24 protein-coding genes are annotated in these 23,836 nt (G+C 70.5%); 7 read left to right on the top strand and 17 right to left on the bottom strand.

Annotated elements, in window-relative coordinates; genetic code table 11:
• Positions 1-5 precede the first annotated feature (5 nt).
• Positions 6-380 (top strand): STAS domain-containing protein, encoded by a 375-nt coding sequence (locus VHU88_00205; GenBank protein ID HEX3610082.1) that lies wholly within the window; start codon positions 6-8, stop codon positions 378-380.
• A 215-nt stretch (positions 381-595) separates the two neighbouring features.
• A complete protein-coding gene (locus VHU88_00200) occupies positions 596-1,657 on the top strand; it encodes a glycine-rich protein (protein ID HEX3610081.1) in 1,062 nt (353 codons plus the stop codon).
• Between the two features lie 11 nt (positions 1,658-1,668).
• Here the strand turns inward: VHU88_00200 and VHU88_00195 are convergent, their stop codons facing one another.
• The 5 genes from VHU88_00195 to VHU88_00175 form a co-directional block, all read right to left on the bottom strand.
• Positions 1,669-2,004, bottom strand: a complete 336-nt coding sequence (locus VHU88_00195) for a metallopeptidase family protein (protein ID HEX3610080.1) — start codon at positions 2,002-2,004, stop codon at positions 1,669-1,671.
• 151 nt (positions 2,005-2,155) lie between these two features.
• Entirely contained in the window at positions 2,156-2,770 is a 615-nt protein-coding gene (locus VHU88_00190) for a DUF305 domain-containing protein (GenBank protein ID HEX3610079.1), read from the bottom strand.
• The gene (locus VHU88_00185; protein ID HEX3610078.1) at positions 2,770-4,242 is read right to left on the bottom strand and encodes a hypothetical protein; all 1,473 of its coding nucleotides are present in this window, start codon (positions 4,240-4,242) and stop codon (positions 2,770-2,772) included. The genes VHU88_00190 and VHU88_00185 overlap by 1 nt, the downstream gene beginning before the upstream one ends.
• A gap of 104 nt (positions 4,243-4,346) precedes the next feature.
• Positions 4,347-5,105 carry an ABC transporter permease gene (locus VHU88_00180; GenBank protein HEX3610077.1) on the bottom strand — a complete coding sequence of 253 codons (759 nt, stop codon included), beginning with the start codon at positions 5,103-5,105 and terminating at the stop codon, positions 4,347-4,349.
• A 95-nt stretch (positions 5,106-5,200) separates the two neighbouring features.
• Positions 5,201-5,863 (bottom strand): peroxiredoxin-like family protein, encoded by a 663-nt coding sequence (locus VHU88_00175; GenBank protein ID HEX3610076.1) that lies wholly within the window; start codon positions 5,861-5,863, stop codon positions 5,201-5,203.
• Between the two features lie 107 nt (positions 5,864-5,970).
• On the opposite strand from VHU88_00175, the gene VHU88_00170 reads away from it, so the two are divergent.
• A complete protein-coding gene (locus VHU88_00170) occupies positions 5,971-6,606 on the top strand; it encodes a TetR/AcrR family transcriptional regulator (GenBank protein HEX3610075.1) in 636 nt (211 codons plus the stop codon).
• On the opposite strand, the gene VHU88_00165 is transcribed toward VHU88_00170, so the two are convergent.
• The 6 genes from VHU88_00165 to VHU88_00140 are packed head-to-tail and all read right to left on the bottom strand — an operon-like array spanning position 6,554 to position 11,728.
• On the bottom strand, positions 6,554-7,984 hold the full coding sequence (locus VHU88_00165) for a glycosyltransferase family 87 protein (GenBank protein HEX3610074.1): 1,431 nt from the start codon (positions 7,982-7,984) through the stop codon (positions 6,554-6,556). The two genes, VHU88_00170 and VHU88_00165, sit on opposite strands and share 53 nt — an antisense overlap.
• Positions 7,981-8,460: a hypothetical protein gene (locus VHU88_00160; protein ID HEX3610073.1), complete on the bottom strand. Its 480-nt coding sequence runs from the start codon at positions 8,458-8,460 to the stop codon at positions 7,981-7,983. Before VHU88_00160 ends, VHU88_00165 begins: the two co-directional genes overlap by 4 nt.
• Positions 8,460-9,794: a molybdopterin-dependent oxidoreductase gene (locus tag VHU88_00155; protein ID HEX3610072.1), complete on the bottom strand. Its 1,335-nt coding sequence runs from the start codon at positions 9,792-9,794 to the stop codon at positions 8,460-8,462. The genes VHU88_00160 and VHU88_00155 overlap by 1 nt, the downstream gene beginning before the upstream one ends.
• A gap of 11 nt (positions 9,795-9,805) precedes the next feature.
• Positions 9,806-10,456, bottom strand: a complete 651-nt coding sequence (locus tag VHU88_00150) for a class I SAM-dependent methyltransferase (GenBank protein ID HEX3610071.1) — start codon at positions 10,454-10,456, stop codon at positions 9,806-9,808.
• Entirely contained in the window at positions 10,446-11,081 is a 636-nt protein-coding gene (locus VHU88_00145) for a DUF2064 domain-containing protein (GenBank protein ID HEX3610070.1), read from the bottom strand. Before VHU88_00145 ends, VHU88_00150 begins: the two co-directional genes overlap by 11 nt.
• Positions 11,078-11,728, bottom strand: a complete 651-nt coding sequence (locus VHU88_00140) for a glycosyltransferase family 2 protein (GenBank protein ID HEX3610069.1) — start codon at positions 11,726-11,728, stop codon at positions 11,078-11,080. Before VHU88_00140 ends, VHU88_00145 begins: the two co-directional genes overlap by 4 nt.
• 129 nt (positions 11,729-11,857) lie before the next feature.
• Between VHU88_00140 and VHU88_00135 the strand changes: the two genes are divergently transcribed.
• Positions 11,858-12,586, top strand: a complete 729-nt coding sequence (locus VHU88_00135; GenBank protein HEX3610068.1) for a response regulator transcription factor — start codon at positions 11,858-11,860, stop codon at positions 12,584-12,586.
• 13 nt (positions 12,587-12,599) lie between these two features.
• A complete protein-coding gene (locus VHU88_00130) occupies positions 12,600-13,727 on the top strand; it encodes a HAMP domain-containing sensor histidine kinase (GenBank protein ID HEX3610067.1) in 1,128 nt (375 codons plus the stop codon).
• A gap of 30 nt (positions 13,728-13,757) precedes the next feature.
• On the opposite strand, the gene VHU88_00125 is transcribed toward VHU88_00130, so the two are convergent.
• The 3 genes from VHU88_00125 to VHU88_00115 form a co-directional block, all read right to left on the bottom strand.
• Positions 13,758-14,816 carry an NAD-dependent epimerase/dehydratase family protein gene (locus VHU88_00125; protein HEX3610066.1) on the bottom strand — a complete coding sequence of 353 codons (1,059 nt, stop codon included), beginning with the start codon at positions 14,814-14,816 and terminating at the stop codon, positions 13,758-13,760.
• Positions 14,817-14,919: 103 nt separating this feature from the next.
• A complete protein-coding gene (locus VHU88_00120) occupies positions 14,920-16,551 on the bottom strand; it encodes an NAD(P)/FAD-dependent oxidoreductase (protein ID HEX3610065.1) in 1,632 nt (543 codons plus the stop codon).
• Positions 16,552-16,695: 144 nt separating this feature from the next.
• Positions 16,696-17,466, bottom strand: coding sequence for an enoyl-CoA hydratase-related protein (locus tag VHU88_00115; GenBank protein ID HEX3610064.1), 771 nt, complete (start codon positions 17,464-17,466; stop codon positions 16,696-16,698).
• Between the two features lie 134 nt (positions 17,467-17,600).
• On the opposite strand from VHU88_00115, the gene VHU88_00110 reads away from it, so the two are divergent.
• Both VHU88_00110 and VHU88_00105 read left to right on the top strand, forming a co-directional pair.
• A complete protein-coding gene (locus VHU88_00110; GenBank protein ID HEX3610063.1) occupies positions 17,601-18,272 on the top strand; it encodes a TetR/AcrR family transcriptional regulator in 672 nt (223 codons plus the stop codon).
• Positions 18,273-18,287: 15 nt separating this feature from the next.
• Positions 18,288-19,982, top strand: coding sequence for an AMP-binding protein (locus VHU88_00105; GenBank protein ID HEX3610062.1), 1,695 nt, complete (start codon positions 18,288-18,290; stop codon positions 19,980-19,982).
• Here the strand turns inward: VHU88_00105 and VHU88_00100 are convergent.
• The 3 genes from VHU88_00100 to VHU88_00090 form a co-directional block, all read right to left on the bottom strand.
• Positions 19,966-20,754, bottom strand: a complete 789-nt coding sequence (locus tag VHU88_00100) for a TIGR03084 family metal-binding protein (GenBank protein HEX3610061.1) — start codon at positions 20,752-20,754, stop codon at positions 19,966-19,968. The two genes, VHU88_00105 and VHU88_00100, sit on opposite strands and share 17 nt — an antisense overlap.
• Positions 20,755-20,817: 63 nt before the next feature.
• Positions 20,818-22,806: a DUF4350 domain-containing protein gene (locus VHU88_00095; protein HEX3610060.1), complete on the bottom strand. Its 1,989-nt coding sequence runs from the start codon at positions 22,804-22,806 to the stop codon at positions 20,818-20,820.
• Between the two features lie 71 nt (positions 22,807-22,877).
• Positions 22,878-23,780 (bottom strand): ABC transporter ATP-binding protein, encoded by a 903-nt coding sequence (locus VHU88_00090; GenBank protein ID HEX3610059.1) that lies wholly within the window; start codon positions 23,778-23,780, stop codon positions 22,878-22,880.
• Between the last annotated feature and the right edge of the window lie 56 nt (positions 23,781-23,836).

Genomic DNA, 23,836 nt, shown 5'->3' with positions numbered 1-23,836 from the left:
CCTACGTGGCAATCGAGGACGCACGACTGCGCATCAGTGTCGGCGCCGACGGCAGTCCGTGCGTGCTCACGGTCGCCGGCGAGGTGGACATCGACACGGTGGACCTCCTGCGCCGCGCTCTGAGCGACGCGCTGACCTGCGGCGCGAACCCGTCGGTCGTGGTCGACCTGACCGGCGTCACGTGGTTCACCGCGCACGGGCTGACGGCGCTGGTCGAGGCCCGCGGCCAGGCCCGGGCCTTGGGGAAGCGACTGCGGGTCGTGGTCGGCGACAACCGGGCTGTGACAGTCCCGCTGCGAGCCACCGGCCTGGATCGCACCGTTGCCCCCTTCCCCACCCTCGCCGACGCCTTGGATCCGGTAGCGGCAGCAGCTTCGTGACGAAAGCGAGACGCCGCTGAAACCCGGCCGAAGGCCGCTGAAACCTCCCCGACGCGCGGGCTTCACGCAGCCTCGACGGACAGGTGAGCCGGGCCACAAATCCGTTTGAGGGATGCCGGCAGCGGCAAGAATGACGCTGTCGGTTCGGGTCCCTAAGGCCAAACGAGAGCAGCGGGCAGATGTCGGCGAATCCAATTATCGGCGCAAGCCGCGCGGTGTCCGCGCGTACCGCGCGGCACATGTTCCGGGCGACGGTCCCGGCCGCGGCCATCTCCCTCGTGCTGGCGGGTACGGCTCTTCCCGCGTCCGCCGCGGAGACGTCGGGCAACTGTGGCGCCCCCAGTACGCCCGGCACCGTCACATGTGCCTACGACAACCCCAAGGTCACCAACTACGTGTTCCGCGTCCCGGTCGGAGTGACCGACGTGCACATCGCGGCCCTCGGCGCGGCCGGTGGCGACGGCGGCACGATCAACCCCAGGGTGCACGCTCCCAAAGGCGGGGCCGGCGGCTCGGTCGCGGCCGATTTCCCCGTCATCGCCGGTGACGTGCTGCGCATTCTGATCGGCGGCCGGGGCGAGAATGCCGAGGGCCTGAAGCAGGGCGTCGGCGGAGTCAACGGGGGCGGCAAGGGCGGCGCCGGAACAGTTGGCGGTGGTGGCGGCGGCGGTTCCTCGAGCGTGCGATTCGACGGCACCGACTGGGCATCCCGCATCCTGGTCGCCGGTGGCGGTGGCGGCGCCGGCGGTGCCATGGACTCGGCTGCGGCGGCCAAGGCCGGCGGCGGACCCGGCGGCGGCGAGCGCGGCGGAAACGGCAGCGGCGACGACTTCGGCAAGGGCGGCATCGGCGCAATGGGGCCCTCCGGCGGGGCCGGTCTGACGCGGGTCACCGGCCTGGACGGCCACAGCGGATACGACGAGCGGTTCGGTGGCTACGGCGGCGAGGGTGGATACGGCACCCTCAACAGCATCCGGCACTCCGGCAACCCCGCCGAAGGTCCGATCGGCGCCGGTGGTGGCGGCGGCGGCTACGCCGGGGGCAGCGGCGGCTCGTCGGGCGCGACGCTCGGCGGGGGCGGCGGCGGTGGCAGCGGGTTCGCCGCGACCGCGGCCCTGGCACCGGCTGTCGCGCGGCTCGGGTCGATCGAACTCTCCATGGGCACGGAGCGTGGCGACGGCCAGGTGTTGATCACCTACCGGATCCCCACCGACCGGCACGACCGGCCCGGCCCCGCCGCAGGCGGCCCGCCCACCCTGGCCGCCCACCGATCCTGAGTGACGCGTAGTCAGGCCCAACCGAGCTCGTGCAGTCGTGCGTCGCTGAGGCCGAAGTAGTGCCCGATCTCGTGCTTGACGACGATCTCGACGCGCCGCAACACATCCTCGTAGGTCGAACACCGCACGAGAATCGGGTAGCGGTAGATCGTGATCCGGTCCGGGAGCGCGAAGGCGTACTGCATGCCCCGGCGGGTGAGCGGGATCCCCTCGTAGAGACCGAGCAGATTCGGCCGCCCGAAGCCGTCCTCGACGCCGAACGCCACGTTCGCGATCCGTTCGCTCAGCGCCGGCGGCAAGTTCTCCAGAACCCGGGCGACCTCGAGCTCGAACTCCGCTGCGTCCATTGCGTACACGGCGACCTGCCTCCGTCGATTCCGGGCAGCCGGGCGACCGGCGCAGAGACTGAATGCCGGCGGGGTACGGCGCTATTCCGGCTTGCCACCGATCGGCGCAGGGAACCTGGACACATGCCCGCGAAATGCTCCTGACGATCAGTCAGGACCGAGGGCGGACGGAGTTGAGCAGCCCGAGGATGGTCCGGGTCTCCTCCCGCTGCGTGAACGCCATGCGCTGCGCGAGGCCACGGACCACGGGCAGGCCCGCCCGAGTGCCTGCGTCGGTCAACATCGGCAGGCCGCCGTTGTGGTGACGCAGCATCAGTTGCAGGAACGTCAGGTCCAGCGCGGTGCCGTGAGCGGTGCGCAAGCTGTCGAGCTCCGCGGCGGTGGCCATCCCCGGCATGGTGGTCATGCGCCGGGTCGACCCCGTCATCCAGGTCATCGGCGCACCGGCCGGAAGCGTCGGCGCACCCCACAGGGCCAACCAACCGCGCATCGTGCCGATCTCGAGCAGTTGGTCGTCCTCGATCCCGGCGGCCAGTGCGGCCACCCTCGGGTCGGCGGTCCGGCCGCGGACCAGTTGGGCCATCAGCACGGCCTGCTCATGGTGGACGATCATGTCCTGGCTGAAGCCGATGTCCACCGGCCCGGGAGCCGCCACGGACGCGGCCGCGCGGCCGTCGCCCTGCAGCGAGGCGCCGAGCGCCACGCCCAGCCCGAGGACACCCGCGACCGTCAACCCGGCGACCGCCTGGCGCGTCCGAGTCCGCATCACGGCCTCCGGTAGGCCTGGTTGGTGAACCGCAGTGCCAGGAAACCGTTGTCCTGGCAGCTGGCCCAGAGTTGGTCGACCCCGACGAACCGCGGGGGTGAGCTGCACCAGTCGGCGGTCAGGTCGGCGGGCTGGTCCCAGCCGGCCATCACCCCCGGGCCGGTGTCCCGGATGCCGGACAGGTTTCCCGAGTAGGTGATCGCGTGGGCGGCGTGCTCCGAGCCGAGCAGTTGCTCGTTGCGTCCGACCTGAGCCGGCGGGTTGAAGTACGCGATCTCCTTGGGGTTCATCGGATCGCGCACGTCGAAAACCCGCACACCGGACTGGAAGAACCCGCACGCGAGCGCCGTCGGGTCGGCCTTGCGGTCCACGCCGCAGTAGTGCGCGTCGTAGCCGAAGAGGCCGTTGTGCGCGACGTCGGGCGCCACGCTCGCGGCGTTCTCCGGCCTGCTGACCTCCAGCTGCAACTGTCGGACGATCGTGGGCCGGGTCTCGTCGCTGATGTCGATGATGTGGACGTCCTCGCCGGCGAACTCGTCGACCGCGATCAGATAGGGCTTGCCGTTCCAGGTGACCGGGATCGTGTGCTGAGCGACCGACTCAGGTCCGCCCCAGGTGACCCGGCCCAGCTCACGGAACACCGGCATCGGCTTGCGGGCCTGCACGTCGCTGACGTCGAGCACGACCACCCCGGCGGGGAACGCGGTGGTCAGGTACATCCGGTTGCCGTCCGGGCTGAGCTCGAAACCGTGGTCGGCGAAACCGATCGCTCCGATCCCGGCGATCCGCGGATGCGTGGGATCGGCGACGTCGATCGCGGTGAGGCCACCACCGCCGAGTGAGGACGACCAGTAGGTCCGCCCGTCCGGCGACCACTGTCCTTCATGGTTGACCGTCGTGGCCGGCATCGTCTGATCGGTCCCGGCGAAGGAGTTCAACAACCTCGGGTGCGCGCAGTCGCTCTTGATGTCGTAGACGTCGAAGGCCAATGTGCCGAGCGCGGGCCCCACCGAGACCCCGGCCAGCAGGCCACGGGCCTCGTTGACCTTCAGCGTCTCCCAGGTGTCGGTGAGCATCGCCGGGCTGGTCAGGTTCGCCGTCAGTTTCGGGTGCCGCGGGTCGGTGGCGTCGATCACCTGCACGCCTTCGGACTTCTTGCGGCCGAGGCCGAAGACCGAGGTCGCGTTGTAGGCACAGTGGCCGTACTGCGGGTTCACCCAGGTCGTACCCTCGCCCTGGTACTGCCCGAGCAACTCCAGGTTGCAGGAGTAGCCCTGCCGCGAGCGTCCGCTGCGTCGATCCGCCAACGGGACCTGGCCCTGCAACCCGGTTTCCGGAGCCGAACCCGGCCCGCACTGGGCACGCGGAACAGTGCTGCGCACACCCGGCGAACCGGCCGAGGAAGCAGCTCCGAACGCCGGGACGACCAACGCCAACGCGCAGACGACGGCAGCTGCGCCACGAGAACCCATACGGAACTCCGATCAAGCGGATCAGGCCGGCTTCCGAGAAGGTCAAGTCCAAAAGTATTCGCCGGGTGCGAAGCTACGCCGGGAACCGGAACCGCGCCACTGTCTCAGCGGGCGCTATTGCTTGCGCGCTCCGGCAGCACGGCCGGTGCTCCGAGCAACCGGACCAGCACGACCGCGGCGATCGCCTGCGTGGTCAGCACGGCGGTCAGCACCACGAGTTGGAAGCGGGCCGCCTGGACCGGGCTCGCGCCACCGAGCAGCGCACCGATGAAGGCGCCCGGCAGGGTGACCAGGCCGGTGGTGCGGGTCTGGTCCAGCGCGGGCACCAGGGCCTCGGCGGCAGCCTCGCGGGCGATGTCGGCCACCGCGTACCGCATCGTCGCGCCCAGGGCCAGCCAGGCCTCCACCTCCTCGCGGCGGGCGATCAGGCCGTCGTGCAACCGGCGCCCGGCCAGCGTCGTGCCGGTCATCGAGGCGCCGACGACGATCCCGCCGGCGGCCACCACGTACCGCGAGTCCAGCGGCAGCACCCCGAGGCCGAACACCACCAGCAGGCTGGTTCCTACGCCGGCCACGCAAGCCGCGGCCACCGCGGGCCAGGCGCCGTCGGTGTCCGGCATCCGGCGCGCCGCGGTGCGGATCGCCACGGTCAGCATCACCAGCAGGACGAGGCCAACCGCGGCAGGCCGGGTGATCGCCCCGCGCAGCAGCACTCCGACCACGCTCAACTGCACGGCCGCCCGGACCACGGCGACGACCGGACCCCGACCGGCCGGCACCCGACCGATGCGCAGGACCAGGCCGGTCAGGCACACCAGGACGAGCACGCCGAGCACCAGGTGCGCCACCTGCGACCGGCTCACGACGCCCCTCCCGACCGCAGGCGCTCCCTCCGATCGGCGACATCCTTCCCGACGCGCGATGGATCAGCGAAGTGACGTGCTGTCAGTTCGCGTACTCAGCCCGGCAGGAGGCCGACCTGCTCGAGGATGTCGGCAGCCTCGGTCCGGGTCGTGAAGTCCGGATGGACGTCGATCCAGCGGATCGTTCCGGAGCTGTCGAGGACGACCACGGTCGGCATGGGGATCGCCTGTGTCCCGTCAGCGTTCGAGGCAGCCACGTCCACGCCCAGATCGGCCTGCGCGGACCGTGCGGCCGCACCGGTCTCGGTGAGCAGGCCGAGCGCCCCGGCGGTCTGGTTGCCGGGATCGGACAGCACCGTGAACGACAACTCGTTGCCCTCCTTCGCCCCGGCCACCTCTTCGGGCCGCTGCGGACTGATCGCGATCAGGGCCACCCCGGCGGCGTCCAACTGCGGCGCCAAGGACTCCTGGTAGGCGCGCAGGGTGAGGTTGCAGTACGGGCACCAGGCGCCGCGGTAGTAGACCACTACGGCTGCCCGATCGGCCCGGGCCTCCGCCAGGCTCGTCGGCTTGCCGTGCTCGTCCAACAGGTCGCCGTCGGGAATCGGCCGCCCCACCCAGGCGGAAGCATCGCCACTTCGGGCTGCCTGCTCCGCGCGCTCCTGCGCGAACACCGCGAGAGCCTCGGCCGGCAGCTGCGCGGCCACTTGCTCGTGGAAACCAGCCACACGGGCGGCAATCGTCGAGGGAGAACTCATGACACGAACCTCCGAGAGAGGGAAGAAAGTGGAGTGATTGCTCCACTCTACGTCTCGATTCTGGAGTGTCAACTCCAAAAGGTGCTGAGTCCCGCTACTCTCGGGCCATGGAGGGGCCCCGGGTGCCACGGCTGACCGCGAAGGGTCAGGCCACCCGCGAACGCATCGTTGCCGCCGCGGCGGGGCTGATGGTCAGCGGCGGGGTGATGGCAACCACCATCGACGACGTGCAGACCGCCGCCGGCGTGAGCGCCTCGCAGCTCTACCACTACTTCGGCGACAAGCGGGCCCTGGTCGCCGCGGTGATCGTCCACCAGACCGAGGCGGTGGTCGGTGGGCAGGAACCGCTGTTCGCGGCGCTGGACACCTTGGAGGCCCTGCGGCAGTGGGGTGACCTGATCATCGAACTGCAACGGTCCCGCAACTGTGCGGGCGGCTGCCCGCTGGCGACGCTGGCCGGCGAACTGGCCGAATCCGACGAGGCGGCCCGAGCCGGCCTACGGGTGGCCTTCGCGCGCTGGGCCGCCGGGATCGCGGGCGGCTTGCGCCGCATGCAGGATCGCGGCGAACTGCCCGGTGGCGCCGACCCGGACCGATTGGCAGTCGCAGTGCTGGCCGCATTGCAGGGCGGCCTGCTCCTCGCTCAGGTCGAACGGGCCACCGAGCCTCTGGAGATCGCCCTGGAGACCGTCATCGACCACATCGCATCACTGTCCGCGGGCGCTCGCCGATGCCGTAGCTAGGTTTCTGACGACGGGTCAGCTGAACCAGCACGACGACGGCGGCTGCCAGTAGGTAAGCGCACTGCTGCATCGCGGTGTTCGACACCCGGAGCGCGCCGGAGAAGTAGACGGGGTAGGCGGCCGCCGCCACTGCCAGCCACTCGGGCCGTTCGGCCAGTACAGCCAACCCCACCAGCAGCAGCGCGTACCAGGGTTGGCTCGGGCCGACAATCACGAACGTGATCCCGACCAACGCCACGGCCCCGAGCGCCGGTGGGTTCCGGTCGGCCCGGCGCAGAACCGCGACGGCCACCGCCGCCAGCACGACGGCCCCGACCGGCGCTGCCACCCGACCCGGTACCAGCAACCGAAGCGCACCGAAGCGCTGCTCGCCGGAATATCCCTCCTCGTGCAGGTATCCGGGCAGGTAGCCGATCACGTCGGTACCGACCGCGACCACGTGCGGCAGATAACCGGCCAGGAACACCGCGGCGGCGGTGGCCAACAGCACCGCGCGCCTGCGGGTGGCCAACGCGGGCGCGACGAGCACCGGGATCAGTTTCACCGCGACCGCTGCGCCGAACAGCGCGCCCGCCACCGCAAGACGACCGGCGCCTTCCGCCCGCCGACCGGACAGGACGCCGAAAGTCCCTACCAGCAACAGGATTCCCAGGACGTCGATGTGCGCGTTGTTGCCGCACTCGAGCCAAACCATCGGGCACCAGGCCCACCAGGCCGCGGGCCAAACCGGCCGACCCGACCGGCGCAGGGTGCGGATCAGGACCAGGGCGGTGGCCCAGGCCAGCAATGCGCTGAACACCTGCGCGGCCTGGCGACGCTCATGCTGCGGGGAAACCAGGTGCAGGCCCAGGAACGCGGCCTCGGCCACCGGCGGGTAGATGGTGTGCACCGTCGGCCGGTTGATCAGCGTGCAGTCGTGCGGTACGCCCAGATAGGTGCACGCGTCGACGTAGCCCCGCGCCGGCGAAGCGCCGACCACTTGCTGCGCGACCGGCCCCGTCGGGAACAACCACGGGTCGCGCAGGTCGCGCAGTGCCGGGTCCAGCGGTGTGTACCGGTACGGGTCGATCCCGTGCGCCTGCACGGTGCCGTCCCAGACGTAGCGGTAGTAGTCGTCGGTCGTGGTGGGCACGAAGCAGACCGCGAGGGCCTGGAAAGCGGCCGCGCCGGTCAGGATCAGCACGCTCGCCCGGCGGGCCGGGATCTTCCGGAGGGCAAGCACCGCCACGACGAACACCACGCCGGCCAACGCGTAGGCGGCCAGCACCCGCCCGGCGTGACGGTCCCACGGCGCGCCGAGGCGCAGTGCGCGGGCCTCGATCCCCAGGCTCAGGGTCAGGCAGATGAGCACCGCGGCGGTGCGCCGGGCGACCTTCATCGCGGTCGGGGCCGCCGCCGGGACACCGCGAGGCGGATCAGGTAACCCAGCAACGACAGGCCGAACAGCACGGCGACGACGAACAACCAGTGCGGCAGGTAGGCCTGCGTGCCCCGGCCGGTGGCGCGCCGGAAGGAGGCGGCCCGCCCGCCGATGAGTGGGAACCAGACCAGCAGCAGCAGCAGCGAGACCGCGGCCGGGACCCGCACGAAGTTCAGCCACGCCACCTGGCCGGGGCGGCGTCGCCAAACCGCGACCAGCGCGCCATCGGCGGCGACGTAGAGCGGCAGCAGCACCGCATCGTGCAGCACCGCGCCGGACACGAACCATTCCCCCACCGGCACCGGCCGCTCGGCGAGCAACGGACGCAGCGCGAGCGCGCAGAGCAGGAAGCCGCAGCCGATCAGCAGCGCATGGACCGGATGCGCACCGTAGGACCGGCGGGCGCGAGCGAGGAGTTCGAGGGCCCGGGACATCAGGCCTCGAAGGTCAGGCGACGGACCCACTTGGTGTTGCGGACCCCCGGGTTGTCCGGGACGATGATCCGCGCCGGCCACCCGTGATCCAGCGACAGATCCGCGCCGTTCACCCGCAGCGCCAACAGGCTGCCGCGGTCGGCGATCTGGTTGTCCGCCAGGCGGCCTCGAGCGAATTCGCCCCCGTCAGCCTGCAACGACTCGACGAACACCGACCGCGCGTGCGGTACCCCGGCCAGCCGCGCGAGGTCCCGCAGTCGCACCCCTTCCCAGCGTTGGGCCGGGACCGACCAACCCTCCACACAGGCGATCGGCAGGTGCGCCACGTACTGGGGCATCGCCAGCAGGTCCGCCCGGCGCAGCGAGATCGGCGCGGCCGCGCCGTGCACCTCGAGCCGCCATTCCTCACCGGCCGGACGCACCCCGACGTCGGCCGCGAAGATGTTGACGACGAAGTCGTTCGGTCCGTCGCCGGAGTCGTAACCGCCGCGCGGGGCCAGCAGCGCGACCCGTCGCAGCGGGCCACCGATCGACTGACCCACCGTCAGAACGAGCAGCGAGGCCGACCCGGCCGCGACCAGGCCCAGCGCGCCGCGGCGCGACACGGTCGGCGCGGCCGGAGCCCGGCTCACCAGGCCGTACTCCTCGTACGGCTCGACAGTGGTGTGCTTCAGGTCCACGCGCAGTTCGTCGCGCAGCTTTCGGGCCCGCAAGGCCGCACGCATCTTCGGCACCTTCAGGCAGGCGTGGACAGTGAACCCGACCATGAACACCCACGCGCCGTAATAGTGCAGGCGGTAGAAGGATCCCGGGAAGCGGTACCAGTACTGGACATTGAGCAATCCGGTGACGAACGTGAACACGGCTCCGCCGACCAGCACGAACAGCGAGGCCCGTTCGGCAGCGTGCGCGGGGCTGCGCACGGACGGCCATTCGAACAGCTTCGGGATCACCGACCACAGCTTGGCGACCAGCACCGGAACCAGGACCACACCCAGGGTCACGTGCAAGCCTTGGGTGACCCGGAACAGCCAGGCCGGTCGGGTCGGCCAATGGAACGGCACGAACGTCAGGACGTGCGAGCCCTCGCGCCCGCCGTTGCCGGGCAGCCACGGGTTGTAGGCCAGGAAGTCCAGCAGGCCGGTGAGAAACATGAGCGGGATGCCGACCAGCAGGAGGGCGCCCAGCACCGAGGTCAGCCAGGGGCCGCGGATCGGGCTGCGCCAGAAACCGGGCCGGAAGGGTCCGGGCGGGGGATGTCCGTCGACCCAGGCCATGACCGACCTGATCCGGGCGGTCCGCCGACGAGGGCCGGCGTCGAACTTGAGTGCCATCATGCGCTCCGTCAGATTCGTTGCAGTGAAGCGAAATGACGTCCGTCGCAGGACCATTGCTCGACGGCGACGAAGCCGATCGCCACGGCCTCGGCGACCAGCGCGGACCAACCTACCCGGGCCCAGGCGAACGCCGCCGTCTCCCGGCCGGCCGCGCCGGTGACCTGGACCCGCGTGCGACGACTGATCCCGTCTGCCTCCACCTCTACGACCACCACTGCCCCGGGAGCCAGCAGCTCCCGGATGCGGGCGAGCAGTCCGCCGACATCACCGCCGATGCCGACGTTCCCGTCGGCCAGCAGGGCCGCCTGCCACCGACCTGCCCCCGGCACCCGGTCGAAGACCGAGCGCCGCAGCGCCAGTCCGCCTGCCGAGCGGGTCAACGCGATCGCCGCGGCAGCGACGTCGACCCCCAACGCCGGCACGCCCCTTCGGGCCAGAGCGGCCACCAGTCGGCCGGGACCGCAACCGATGTCGAGCGTCGGACCGGTGCACCGGGCGAGCATCGTCAGGTCGGCCCGGTCGGCCGGGCGAAGCCAGCGCCGGACGTCGAAATCGAGATCGGCACCGGCACCGTCGCAGGCCCGCAGTGTGGCCCGGTCCCAGAGGGCGCGTTCGTAGAGCCGCAACACCGCGGGATCCCAGTCGACCTCAACCGACATCGCGGGCCCGGCCGATCATCCCGGCGTGCGTGCGGGCGAAGTGGGTGTGCGGTGCGAGTGCGGCCACCCGGGCCGCGCAGGCCGGTGTGTCGACGTCGCACAGTTGGGGCAGCAGCCCCACGCCCAGGCCGGCGTCGCGCAGTCGACCCAGTTGCACGGCCCCGGTGAAACTGGTCGACATCGGCACGCCCAGCACCAGGTCCGGGTGCGGGTCGCGCATCCCGAGCGCCCAGAAGCCGCCGTCGTCGCTCGGCCCGAACCACGCATCGTGGTCGGTCCACCGCACGCTCAACTGACGTGGCGTCACCTGCGGGGTGTCCATGCCGATCAGCAACGTCGGTCCGCTCGCGCGGGCCAACGCGTCCGCGATGCGCTCGTCGAGACCGCCCGAGCACTGCGGCAGCACCTCGATCCCGGTGGGCACCCAGTCCCCCGGCCGGCCGTCGAGCATCAGGACCCGACGCCGAGCCGGTGCCCGCAGCACCGCGTCCAGCGTGTCCCGCAGCGCAGCCGCCGCCAACTGGGCCGCCTCGACCGCGCTGAATCGTGAGCACAGTCGGGTCTTCACCCGACCGGGCAGCGGTTCCTTGGCCAGCACCAGGATCGTCGTCGGCGCGTCCCTCACCTGGAAAGTACCGATCGCATGTCGTGCACCGCGCGCAGCGTGCCGCGCACCGTGCCGGTGACCTTCGAACGTCCGGTGCGTGGCCGGTAGTCGACGTCCCGCTCGACCACCCGCCACCCGGCCTCGATCGCGCTGACCACCATGTCCAACGGATAGCCGAACCGACGGTCCGTCAGATTCAGGTCCAGCAGGCCTTCCCGCCGAGCGGCGCGCATCGGGCCGAGGTCGCGCAGCTGCACCCCGGTGCGGCGGGACAGGTGCCCGGCCAGCGCGCGATTGGCCAACCGGGCGTGCACGGGCCAGGCTCCCGGAGCCGGGATACGCCGGCCCAGCACCAGGTCGGCCTCGCCGCCCAGCACCGGGCCGACAACCAGGTCGAACTGCCGTGGATCCAGCGAGGCGTCGGCGTCGCAGAAACACACCACCGACGCCGTGGCCGCCATCAGCCCGGCGTGACAGGCCGCGCCGAACCCCCGCTGCGGTTCGACGACCACCGTCGCGCCGAGATCTGCCGCGATCCGCGCCGAGCCGTCCGACGACCCGTTGTCGACCACGATCGGCCGGGCCCACCCCGGCATTCGGCCCAACACCCAAGGCAACGCCGCCGCCTCGTCCAGGCAGGGCAGCACCACGTCCACGATCTCCATGGGCGCGAACGTAGGGCCGAATCGGCCCGCCGGGGCCGCGAAAAGTCTTACGGTCCGCAGACGAGCGGCGCCGGCGTACGAAGTGTTACGGTCCGCGGAACACCCGCCCGGCGGCGCTCGGGACGGACCATGTGTTCTTATCCTGGGGTGGTGAACGCCCGTGTGCTGGTGGTCGAGGATGACCCCACCGTCGCCGAGGTCGTGCTGACCTACCTGCGCCGCGACGGCCACGAGGTCGAGCACGTCGGCGACGGCCCGGCTGCCCTGGAGGCCGCGACCCGCGCCTGGCCCGATCTGGTCGTGCTGGACCTGATGCTGCCCGGCCTGGACGGGCTCGAGGTGTGCAAGCGGCTTCGACAGGTCGCGCCGGTCGCCGTGATCATGTTGACCGCCCTGGGCTCGGAGAGCGACCGGGTCATCGGTCTGGAGATCGGCGCCGACGACTACGTGACCAAGCCGTTCAGCCCACGCGAACTCGCGCTGCGGGTCCGGTCCGTGCTGCGCCGCGGGGGCACGGCTGCGGCGGGAGCCGCCGCGGAGGTGTTGCGGGCCGGGTCGCTGGTGCTGGATCCGACGGCCCACCGAGCGACCCGCGAGGGCGCCGAACTCGCGCTGACCACGCGGGAGTTCGACCTGCTGGCCTTCCTGCTCGCCCATCCCGGTGAGGCATTCACCAGGGAGGAGTTGATGCGGCAGGTGTGGGGCTGGGACTTCGGCGACCAGTCCACCGTGACCGTGCACGTGCGTCGGTTGCGCGAGAAGGTGGAGGCCGACCCGAAGGACCCGCGCCTGCTGGTCACCGTCTGGGGCGTCGGGTACCGATTCGACCTGCCCGCCGAACAACCTACCGAACGATGAACGCGAGCTGCTCATGAGTGATCAGATGCAGATCGTGCTGATCGCGGCGGGCTGGGCCGGTGCCACCGCGGCGCTCGGGGCCGCCGCCCTGCGGGCCCTGCGCAATCGCTCGATCGGCACCTCGTTGCTTGTGCTCTGTCTGACCACCGTGGCTGCCGTCATCGCCGCGACCGTCGGCACCGCGGACGCGATGTTCCTGTCCCACCATGACTTCACGGTCGTGATCCTGGTCAGCGTCGTGGTCGGTGTGCTGATGGCGGTGGTGTCGGCCGGGCTGGCCCGGATGCTCGTCGCCGGGAGTCGGGTCCTGTCCGCCGAGGCACGGGCGCTGGGTGCCGAGGGCTCTGTCACCCACACAGTCCGAATCGGTCTACCAGCGAGCGCGGAACTGGCCGAGGTCTCCCGCGAGCTGGAGGCCGCGCGCGTCCGGCTGGCCGAGTCGCGGGCCCGCGAGGCCGCGTTGGAGGCCTCCCGGCGGGAACTGGTCGCCTGGGTCTCCCACGACCTGCGCACCCCGCTGGCCGGGATCCGGGCGATGGCCGAGGCGATGGAGGACGGCATAGCCGAGGATCCGGCTCGCTACAACAAGCAGATCCGCACCGAGGTCGAACGCCTGGCCGGCATGGTCGACGACCTGTTCGAGTTGTCCGTCATCAACGCCGGCGCGTTGCGCCTGTCCTTGGAGCGCATCTGCCTGTCCGATCTCGTCAGCGACACCCTCGCCGGTGCCGATGCCCTGGCCCGGGAACGCGGCGTCGCGTTGCGCGGGCACGCGAGCGACCAGGTGGTGTCCGTCCGAGCCGACGGCCGGGAACTGTCGCGGCTGATGAGCAACCTCGTCGTGAACGCGATCCGGCACACCCCCTCCGAGGGATTCGTCGACATCCGCCTGACCACCACCGGTGAAGTAGCGACCATTGCGGTCACCGACTGCTGTGGCGGCATCGCCGAGGAGGATCTGCCCCGGGTGTTCGACGTCGCCTGGCGCGGCACCAACGCCCGCACCCCGGGCCCGGACGGCGGCGCCGGTCTCGGGCTGGCGATCGTGCGCGGCATCGTCGAGGCCCACGCCGGACAGATCACCGTCGCCAACACCGGCGGTGGCTGCCGGTTCGAGGTGACCCTGCCGACCCTGGCCTGAGGCCGAACACTCCGCGGATCTGACGCGACGTCAGTCCCGTTGCGGGGCAGCGGCGAACTCCGCCATGCCCGCCGCGAAATCCGCCGTCGGCTGCCAGCCCAACTCCTCGCGCAGGCGTTGCGAGGAGGCTGTCACGTGGCGCACGTCCCCGGCCCGCCAGGCGCCGGTGACCACCGGACGCGGCCCGGCGCAAGCCACCGACAACGCCTGCGCCAACTCCCCCACCGTTCGCGGCACCCCGCTGCCGACGTTGTAGGCCCGCACGGCGCCGGCCGGGATCGGCCCGTCCTCGGCAGTGGCGGCCAACGCCGCCAGGTTCGCCGAGGCGACGTCGCGCACGTGCACGAAGTCACGACGCTGGCCGCCGTCCTCGAACACCTGCGGGGCGCGACCGGCGGCCAATGCGGAGCGGAAGATGCTCGCCACCCCGGCGTAGGGGGTGTCGCGGGGCATGCGCGGACCGTAGACGTTGTGGTACCGCAGGGCGGCCACCCGCGCTTCGGTCACCCGCGCCGCGGCCGCGGCCAGGTGCTCCTGGGCGAGCTTCGTGACGGCGTAGACGTTGCGCGGATCCGGCGCGGCGTCCTCGGAAACCAGTTCGGGTTCCAGCGGCGACCCGCACGCCGGGCAGGGCGGGTCGAAGCAGCCGGCGTCGAGGTCGACCGGTCGACGTGGCCCCGCTGCGACCGACCCGTGGGTCACGCAACGGTAGCGACCCTCGCCGTAGACAACCATCGAACTGGCCAGCACCAATCGCCGTACCCGGGCGGCCGCCATTGCCCGCAGCAGGACCGCGGTGCCCAACACGTTGGCCTCGACGTAGTCCGGAGCATCCTCGAGCCCGACACCGAGCCCGACCATCGCCGCCTGATGACAGACCGCGTCGACCCCGACAACCGCGTCGCCCACCGCTTGCGGGTCGCGCAGATCGGCATGCCGGAACTCCACGCCGGGCGGCACGTCGGGTTTACCGCGATGCGCCGCCGGCAGCAGGCAATCCAGCACCCGCACCTCGTGGCCGGCCTCGAGCAAGGACTCGGCGACGTGGGACCCGATGAACCCGACACCACCGGTCAGAAGAATCCGCACGGGGCGAAATTACGACACCCCGCCACAGAACACAGCGACCTGCAGCATCCGTTCATCGGACGGTAAGACCTCGAACCGAGGTACCGGCCGGAGCGGGCAGGCGTCAGGACCCCGCGAACACGAATCCTTGGAAGTCATCCGCGATCGCCTGGTCGCACAGCGCCCGGTAGCCGGCCACCGTGTCCAGGTTCGGGAGAAACGCTCGCGCCTTGCCGGGGATGTTCGCGCCGGTGTACGTGGTGTCCGCCTGGGGGAACAGGGTCGCCCCGGCGACCTCCTCGTTGTGCGCCACCCAGCCGTCCTCGGCGACCGTGGTGGGCTCCACCGTCGTCACACCGCGCTCAAGCGCCTCGGCGATGATCCGCGAGATGAATTGCACGTGCTGCTCGATGGAGGTGGGCATGTTGGACAGCACACCGGGACTCTGCGGGCCGGTCATCATGAAGAAGTTCGGGAACTGCGCGCTCGACATGCCCAGGTAGGTGCGCGGGCCGTCCGTCCACTTTTCCCGCAACAGTTGCCCGCCGCGACCGCGGATGTCGATGCGGTTCAGCGTGCCGGTGGTGGCGTCGAATCCGGTGGCCAACACGATCGCGTCGAACTCGTACTCGCTGCCGTCCGCGAGGCGCACACCGGTCGCCGTGATGGCGGCGATGGGGTTGTCCTTGATACCGACCAGGTGGACGTGCGGGGAGTTGAAGGTCTCGAAGTAGCCCGAGTCCAGCGGGATGCGCTTGACCGCGTAGGTCAGTTTCTTCGGGGTCAGCAGGTCCGCGGTCGCGGGGTCCTTGACCTTCTCCTTGATCTTCTGGTCCAACCACCGCCCGATCCGCAGGTTCGATTCGATGTCGAAGATGGGCTCGTGGAAGCCCGCCACCATGAAGCTCAGGCCACCGATGTCCCAGCGGCCCTGCAATACCGCGTCGAGTTCCTCGTCGGAGTGCTCAGCCAAGGGCTTCGTCTGGAAGTCGTACGGCATACCGAAGGCGGAGTTGCGGGTGTGTTCGCGGATCTGCTCGAAGTTCTGCCGCCGATCAGCGGTCACCTGCTCCGGCACCGGGCCGTGATTGGCCGGCACGATGTAGTTCGGCGTCCGCTGAAACACCGTCAGATCTGCGGCCTGCTCGGCAATCCGCGGGATGGACTGAACAGCGCTGGCGCCGGTGCCGATGACGGCAACCCGCTCGCCGGTGAAGTCCACCGGCTCGTGCGGCCACAACCCGGTGTGGAACGTCCGCCCCTGGAAATCGCCCAGGCCGGGGAAGTCAGGGGTGTTCCAGGCCGAGAGGCAGCCCACGCCAGTGATCAGGAATCGCGCCGTGAGGGTCGCGCCGTCCTGCGTCCGCACCGCCCAGGTCGCGCTGCTCTCGTCGAAAGTTGCAGATGCAACCCGAGCGTCGAACTGGATGTCGCGGTAGAGATCGAAGCGCTCGGCGACGTGGTTGAGGTAGGTGAGGATCTCCGGTTGTTCCGGGTAGCGCTCGCTCCACTCCCACTCCTGCCACAGCTTCTCGTCGAACATGTAGCCGTAGATGAAGCTCTCACTGTCGCAGCGCGCGCCCGGGTAGCGGTTCCAGTACCAGGTTCCACCGATCCCGTCGCCGGCCTCGAGGACCCGGACCGACAAGCCCATCTCGTTCCGCAGCCGGTGGAGCATGTAGAGGCCGGAGAAACCCGCGCCGACGACGACGGCGTCCAGGTCGGGCGCTGAATCGGAGGGATTCGCTGCGGACATCTGACCTCCACGCTGGCAAGATCGGCTGCGACACTGAGTCCGGGCTGCCGGGCCATTATCCCGCCGGCCGGCCGGCAGGCGCAAGAGTCGAGTAAGCGGCGATTCACGCGCCACTCGAACGGCTTTTCCCTTTCCTGGAAAGGCTTATCGGCCGGTCCACTGCGGGCGCCGGCCGTCCCGAAAGGCCGCCGGACCCTCCTGCGCGTCGGCGCTGCGGTAGACCGGTTCCCAGAGGCGTTCGGCCTGCGCGTAGGCCTCGCGCATGGACAGTTCCGCGCACAACCGAACCGTGGCCTTCGCGGCAGCCACCGACAGCGGCGCGTTCGCCGCGATCCGCTCCGCCAGCTCCTGCGTGGCCGGGACCAGGTCGTCCGCAGGCACGACCCGGTTGACCAGGCCCACCTCGTACGCCCGGCTCGCGGAGATCGGGTCGCCGGTCAACAGGATCTCCATCGCGATCCGTGGCGGGATCAACCAGGGCAGCGGCGCCGCCCACGGCGACCCGCGGCCCACCTTCGCCTCCGAGACCGCGAAGCGCGCCGTGTCGGCGGCAACGACCAGGTCGCAGGCCTGTGCCAGCAGGAAACCACCTCCGTAGGCGATGCCGTTCACGGCGGCGATCGTCGGCTTGGCGACCTCGATGTTGCGGCCGAACTGGGGCACGAAATCAACCGGCGGCACGGTGAGCGCGAGATCGGCCATCTCCTTGAGATCACCGCCGGCGCAGAACGCCTTCTCCCCCGCGCCGGTCAGCACGAGAACTTGCGCCGCGGCGTCCTCGTTGAATTTAGCGACACCGGCCCACAGCCCGTCGCGCACCGCCTTGTTCAGCGCGTTGCGCGCCGGTTCCCGGTTGATGGTCAGCCAGGCGACCCCGCGTAGCACGCGATAGGTGACTACCTCGTCGGTTTCCAATGCGGTGCTCCGTGATTTCTCTTCGGAGATGCCGGCGGCCATTCCTGGCTCTAGTGCATGATGATTCCCTAACCGTCGGGCCGCAAGACATGGCCCACCGCCACCGCTGTCGACGGGGAACGGAGTCGACGTCCTTGCCCAGGATCAGCACCACGGCAGCGCGGGAGACGGCGAACAACCGCCCGCAAGGCCCTCGGCGACGCGACCCCGAGCGGAAGGACCGCATCCTCGAGGCCTCCGCCGAGTTGATCGCGGGCCGCGGTTACACCGCCGTCGGAATGGCCGACATCGGCGCGGCCGCGGGCATCGTCGGCTCCGGCATCTACCGGCACTTCCCGAGCAAGTCGGCGATTCTGGCGGCGTTGCTCGGCAAGGTCATGGACAACCTGGAGGCGTCCGCGGTGGGAATCGCGGCCACCTGCACCGGCGACCGCGAAGCCTTGACGGCACTGGTCGCAACCCACGTCCGGGTGACGATCGCCGACCGGCCCCTGATGAGCGTCTACCACGGCGAGATGCACAACCTCGACGCGGACGACCTGCGCAAGCTGCGGCGCATGCAGCGGCGCTACATCGAGGAATGGGTCTCGGTCCTCGCCCCGCTGCGGCCCGACCTCGCCGATGCCGAGGTCCGCCTCATCGTTCACGCGGCGATCGGCGCCATCCAGTCGATCCTGTTCCACAACAGTGGATTGCCTGCGGCGCGCTTAGCCGAACTGCTCGAGACCGCGGCTCATTCCTGTCTCGGCGTGCCGGCCGCCGACGGGGTGGCGCCGTGGCCACCGGACCCGAATGTCGCTGGTTGAACCGAGGAGGCGGACATGGCCGACAGCTTCCCTGAACTGGACGTGACCTCGCTGCGCGGTCGGCGGGCGGTGCACCGGTGGGAACGGACGTCGGTCGGAGACGTCTTCGAACGGCTCACCTGGAGCTACCCCGACAAGACGGCGCTGATCGGCCACCCCGGTTCGTTCGCCGACGAACGGTACCGGCGGGTCAGCTACCGACAGGCCGACGAGACCGCGAACCGGGTCGCGAATGCTCTGCTCGCCCGCGGGCTCGAACCCGGGGCTCGGGTGCTGCTGTACTGCGAGAACTCGGTCGAGGCACTGCTCGCCAAGGTCGGCATCGCCAAGGCAGGCATGGTCGCGATGCCGGTGAACCCTTCGCTGGCCGTCGATGTACTGGCCTACCTGATCGGCCAGGCGCAGCCGTCGGTCGCGATCGTCGACGGCGTGCTCTGGCCCCGGGCGCAGCCGGTGCTCGCGGCCACCGGTGTGCCGGTGCTGGCGACCATTCGGATCGGCGGCGACGACACCGAACTTCGTAGCCGGCCTGACGCCCCGTCGTTCTCCGAGTTGGTCGACGCCGCCGGCAAGGAGGAACCGACCGTCGTCATCCACGGCGACGACATCTGGCAATTGCTGTACACCTCGGGGACGACGTCGATGCCGAAAGGCGTGATGCTCTCCCACAACGCCAGTCATTTCGCGGCATTCAATTTCGCGCTCTCCCTCGGCCGGGGGGTCCGGCTCGAGTGCGACCTGCGCATCGGTGCCTTTCTGCCGATCATCTACCACGTCGGCGATCAGTGCTTCACGATCTCGGCGTTCCTGTCCGGCGGGACCCTCGTCATCGGACGGAAGCCCGTCGCCGCCGACATCGCCGACGCGCTGGAGAGCGAGGCGATAACGGCGTTGTGGGCCGGATCACCGCAGTTGGTCCAGGGCATCGTGGACGAACTGGACCAGTCCCCTCGGGCGGTGCGCACCCTGCAGGTTCTGGTCTACGGCTGGGGCGCGATCCCGCCCCGGACCTACGAGCGACTGCGCCACCACGCCGGTGACGACCTGGTGATGATGGGAATATTCGGCCAGACCGAGGCCATTGCCTGCCACCGATTCTGGCCCCTGAAATGGCCGGAACTCTACGAGCGCACCGCTCCGGCGCTGAACTACGTGGGTGTCCCGAGTCCGGTGCTGGCCTCGGACGTCCTCGACGAGGACGGCAAGTCGGTCCGCGACCGGCCGGGAGTCCATGGGGAGGCGGTGTACCGCAGCCCGACCGTGACCGCGGGTTACTACCTCGACGAAGCCGCGACCCGGGAGGCGTTCCGCGGTGGCTGGTTCCACTCCGGCGACGTCTGCACCGTCGACGAGGACGGTCTGCGCATCATGGTCGACCGCTGGAAGGACATCGTGAAATCCGGCGGTGAGAACGTCTCCAGCATCCGCGTCGAGGCGGTGCTGCATCAGCACGCCGGTGTCGCTCGCGCCGCGGTGATCGGCCTGCCGCACGAGCGTTGGGGGGAGGCCGTGACCGCCGTGGTCGTGCCCCGGCCCTCGTCGACGCCCACCGAGTCCGAACTCATCGAGCACTGCCGGGAACGACTGGCCGGCTACGAGTCGCCGAAGGGCGTGATCTTCGTCGACGCACTCCCCGAGACGGTCGGCGGCAAGGTCCTGAAGTACAAGTTGCGGCAGGAGCACGTGGACCACTTCACCGTCGATCACTGACCGGCGCCGGGCGGCCCGGTCCCGCCGCCCCGGCGAAGGCCTGCGCGATCCGCATCCACGACGAGGCGGCGTCGCCGACGATCCTCAGGGCGACCTCGTCGCGGTGTCGGCGTTGCGTCACCAGCAGGCAGAAGTCCAACGCGTCGCCCGCCACCCGGTCGGCGGCCTCGGCCGGCCCCCACGTCCACTGGGTCCCGTCCGGCGCGAGCAACTCGACGCGGATCGGTGCGTCCGGAGTCTCCAGCTTGTTTGCCTGGTAGCTGAAGGCTCGGGCCCCGATCCCGAGGTGCGCGATGTGCCGGAGCCGTTCCGTCGGCCTCCGGTTGACACCGAGCGCGTCGGCGATGTCCTGGCCGTGCGCCCAGGTCTCCATGATCCGTGCGGTGATCGAGGACGCCAGGCTCATCGAGGGTCCGTACCAGGGCACGCGTTCGCCGGGGTCGCGGTCCTTCGCGCAGTCGATCAGGTTCTGGCGGGCCCGCCGCCACCACGCCCGAAGTTCGGCGGCCGGGACAGCGCGGTGCTCGAGCGCGACTCGGTCGGGGAATTCGAAACCCCAGACCAACATCTCCCGCATGTGCACCTGGAAACCTTCTGGATCGACGATCGACTGCACAGTCGTCCCGTCGAAGTACGCCAGATGCGAGATCTGATCGCGGATCAACCAACCCGCGGCCGGTGTCGGGATTTCCCAGTCCGGTTCGGGAAGCGGATCCACCAGTGCATCGATGTCGGCCGACTCAGCGGCGAGATCCGCGGCGAGGTCGGACATGCGAATCGGCATAGGAAATAGTGATTCACTACCGCCCCGATTGCAAGGCTGCCACGCTGCGGTTCACCGCCGGCGGCGGCGCACCCAGCAGGTCATCCCGGCCAGAGCCGCGGCACCGGGAATCCCGCCCATCGACACCGCACCGAGCAGGTGGCGCCGGCTCTCGGTGAGCTGCAGGCGGCGCAGGTCCGGCCGGTCGCCGCCGACCACGACCAGGTCCTCCTGGCCGGCCAACCAGTTCAGCGCATTGATGAACATGCGCCGGTTGTCCTGCTCCCCGAGCAAGGCGTTGCACGCCCAGTCCGCGTCGGCCACGACCACCAGCCGGGTGCGAGCAATGCTCGGCCCGTTGCCCGACACCCGGGTCTCCCCCGCATCGCGCACCTGCGACTGGTCGGCAGTCGCCGCCAGCACCACGGGTCCACCACGGTCGCCGCGGGTCGGGTCGAAGACCAACCGGGTCCGGTCCGGTTGCAGCCAAGACTTCGGGCTCGACTCGGCCAGCTTGGCCACGGTCAACCCGTCGCGTTCGGTGGCAGCTGTGGTGATGCCACCGGCGCCGACCATCTCCACGCCGGACACCCGCTGCGCCACCGCTGAAACCGTCGGGAAGCTGTTGACCAACAACGTCGTCGGGTCCCCGGCAACGCCGCGGCTCGGATCGACGACCACACCAGGGAGCAACCGCAGCCCGTAGCTGTTCGTGATTGCCGAGAGGTCCGGACCGCCCGGGTCGTCGAAGATCATCATTCGCCCGTTCGCGGCGAGATAGTTGTCGATCAGCTTGACCTCGCGGTCCGCCAGTCCACCGGTCGGCCCCGGCATCAGCAGCGTGGTGCATTCCTTGGGCACCGACTGGGCGACGGTCAGGTCCAACCGCATCGCGGTGATGCCGTTCTCCTTCATCGCCGCGCGCGCTGCCTGGTAACCGCCCGGGGCATCGTCGTCGAGCTCGCGCTCGCCGTGGCCGGCCAAGGCGCACACCATCTGACGGGACCGGCGAGCCAGCCGGGAGACAGCGCTGGTCACGGATTCCTCGGTGAGCGGGGCGAACGTCTCCCGCGTGTCGCGAGCCTCGACCACCACGTCGCCGCTGTCCTTCGCCCCAAGGCGCGCAGCCTCGCCCGGGGTGTTGGACAGATCGATGACGCGGGCGGAGATCTGCCGACTGTGCCCGGTGAACTGGTCCAGCAGCACCCGGGCGTCGCGCGCCTCCGCGGACCCGGAAGGTTCGAACACCGTGATCCGAACCGGCACGGTCAGCGCGTCGAGCACCTCACCGGACGGCTTGGACAACGTGAAACGCCCGGCGGCGGTCAGATCGACGCGAGCGCTCACCGGCACCGGCACCAGGTTCACGCCGAGCGCGACCGCCAACGCGATCGCCGGACCGACCAACCCGCGTATCCGGTCGCTCAGCCGCAGACGACCGATCTGGCGCGAGACCGCGAGGATCAGACACACCGCTGTCGTCGAGGCGAAGTACACGAGATCGGACAGCTGCGGGGCGCCGCGGTAGAAGTCGTCCAGGTGCGGCTGGAACGACAGTCCGTGCAGCGAACCGGTGTTGCCCGCCAACTGCGCGCCGACCAGTAGCGCGAACGACGCCGAACCCGCGGCCACCGCCGTCGGGGTCAGCGTGCTGGCCAGTGTGCCCACGGCGCAGAACAGCGCGATCACGCACAGAGCGCCGGCGTACCCGGACACGATCGGCAGGTAGTCCGGACGACCCCCGAGAGCCAGCAACGCGACGTAGCCGAGCGTCGGCACCATGAGCACGACGAAGAAGCCGACCGCGGACAACCACTTGCCCAGGATCAACCCGCTGGGCGCAACACCTCGACCCAGGATCACGTCCAGGTGCCGGGTCCGCCATTCGTCCGCGATCAGCCGGCTGGTCACCACCGGCACGGTCACCAACAGCACGAAGGCCAGGTTGGGCAGCCAGAATCGCAGGCTGGCCTCGCGGGAACCGTCGGAGACCACGTAGAAGAGGGTTCCGGTGAGCAGCAGGAACGTGACCGCGACGCCGTAGCACCACGGCGTGCTCAAGTAGGAACGGAACTCCCGACGTGCCACCCGCAACGCCCCGGGAGCCGGTCGCCAATGTTCCTGACGGGCCGTCACAACTGCTCACCGGCGACAGCGGTCAGGAACGCCACCTCGAGGTCGTCCGGCACCGGCGCGAGCTCGCACAATCGCCAACCCCGGCCGGCGACCGCTTCCGCGATCAGCGGGGCGACGTCCGCGGAGTCCACGCCGCAGCGATCGTCCTCGACCCGGTGCACGCCGGGGATCTCCTCGAGCACCGCGCGGATCTCCTCCGGCGCTGCACCTTCCACCCGTACCCGCAACCGCAGGGCGTCGCCGTGCACCGGCCGATCCAGGCTGATCCGTCCGGCGTCGAGCACGACAACCCGATGACAGACCGCGGCGACCTCGGCCAGCAGGTGCGACGAGAACACGATCGCGGCCTCGCCGGACAGTTCCTCGATCAGGCGCCGGAAGGCGACCTTCTGCCGCGGGTCCAGGCCTTCGGAGGGTTCGTCGAGCAGCAGCACGTCCGGGTGGTGGACGATCGCCGCGGCCAGCGCAACCCGCTGTCGCTGCCCGCGGGACAGTCGCCCTGCCAACCGCTCCGCCAGGTCCAGCGCCCGGGTGCGGGCCAGTGCCTCTTTCGCGGCCTCGCGACGCTCCCGCCGCGGCACCCCGGACAACCCGGCCAGGTAACTGACGTAGCTCAACGCCGTCTCGTCGGCGTACAGCGGCGGGTCCTCGGGCAGGTAGCCGATGCGTCGCCGCGTGCCCGCATCGAGCGCCGGATCGCGTCCGTCCAGCAGCACCGTGCCGGACCGGCCGGGCAGGATCCCGGCGAGCCGACGCAGCAGAGTGGTCTTGCCGGCGCCGTTCGGGCCGAGCAGACCGAGCACCTCGCCGCGGGCAACGGCGAGATCGACCCCGTCGACCGCCGGCCGCGGCCCGTAACGGATGGTCAGATTCTGGGCCTGCAGCAATGCCGCCTCCACATCGCCGACGCTAAGCCGCGGCGGCCGGGATTACCTACGTAAGCAGTACCGAATCG

The sequence above is a fragment of the Sporichthyaceae bacterium genome (assembly GCA_036269075.1).
GTDB lineage: Bacteria > Actinomycetota > Actinomycetes > Sporichthyales > Sporichthyaceae > DASQPJ01.
Note: the sequence above shows the minus strand (reverse complement) of the source record. Positions and strands in the feature narration are given on the sequence as shown.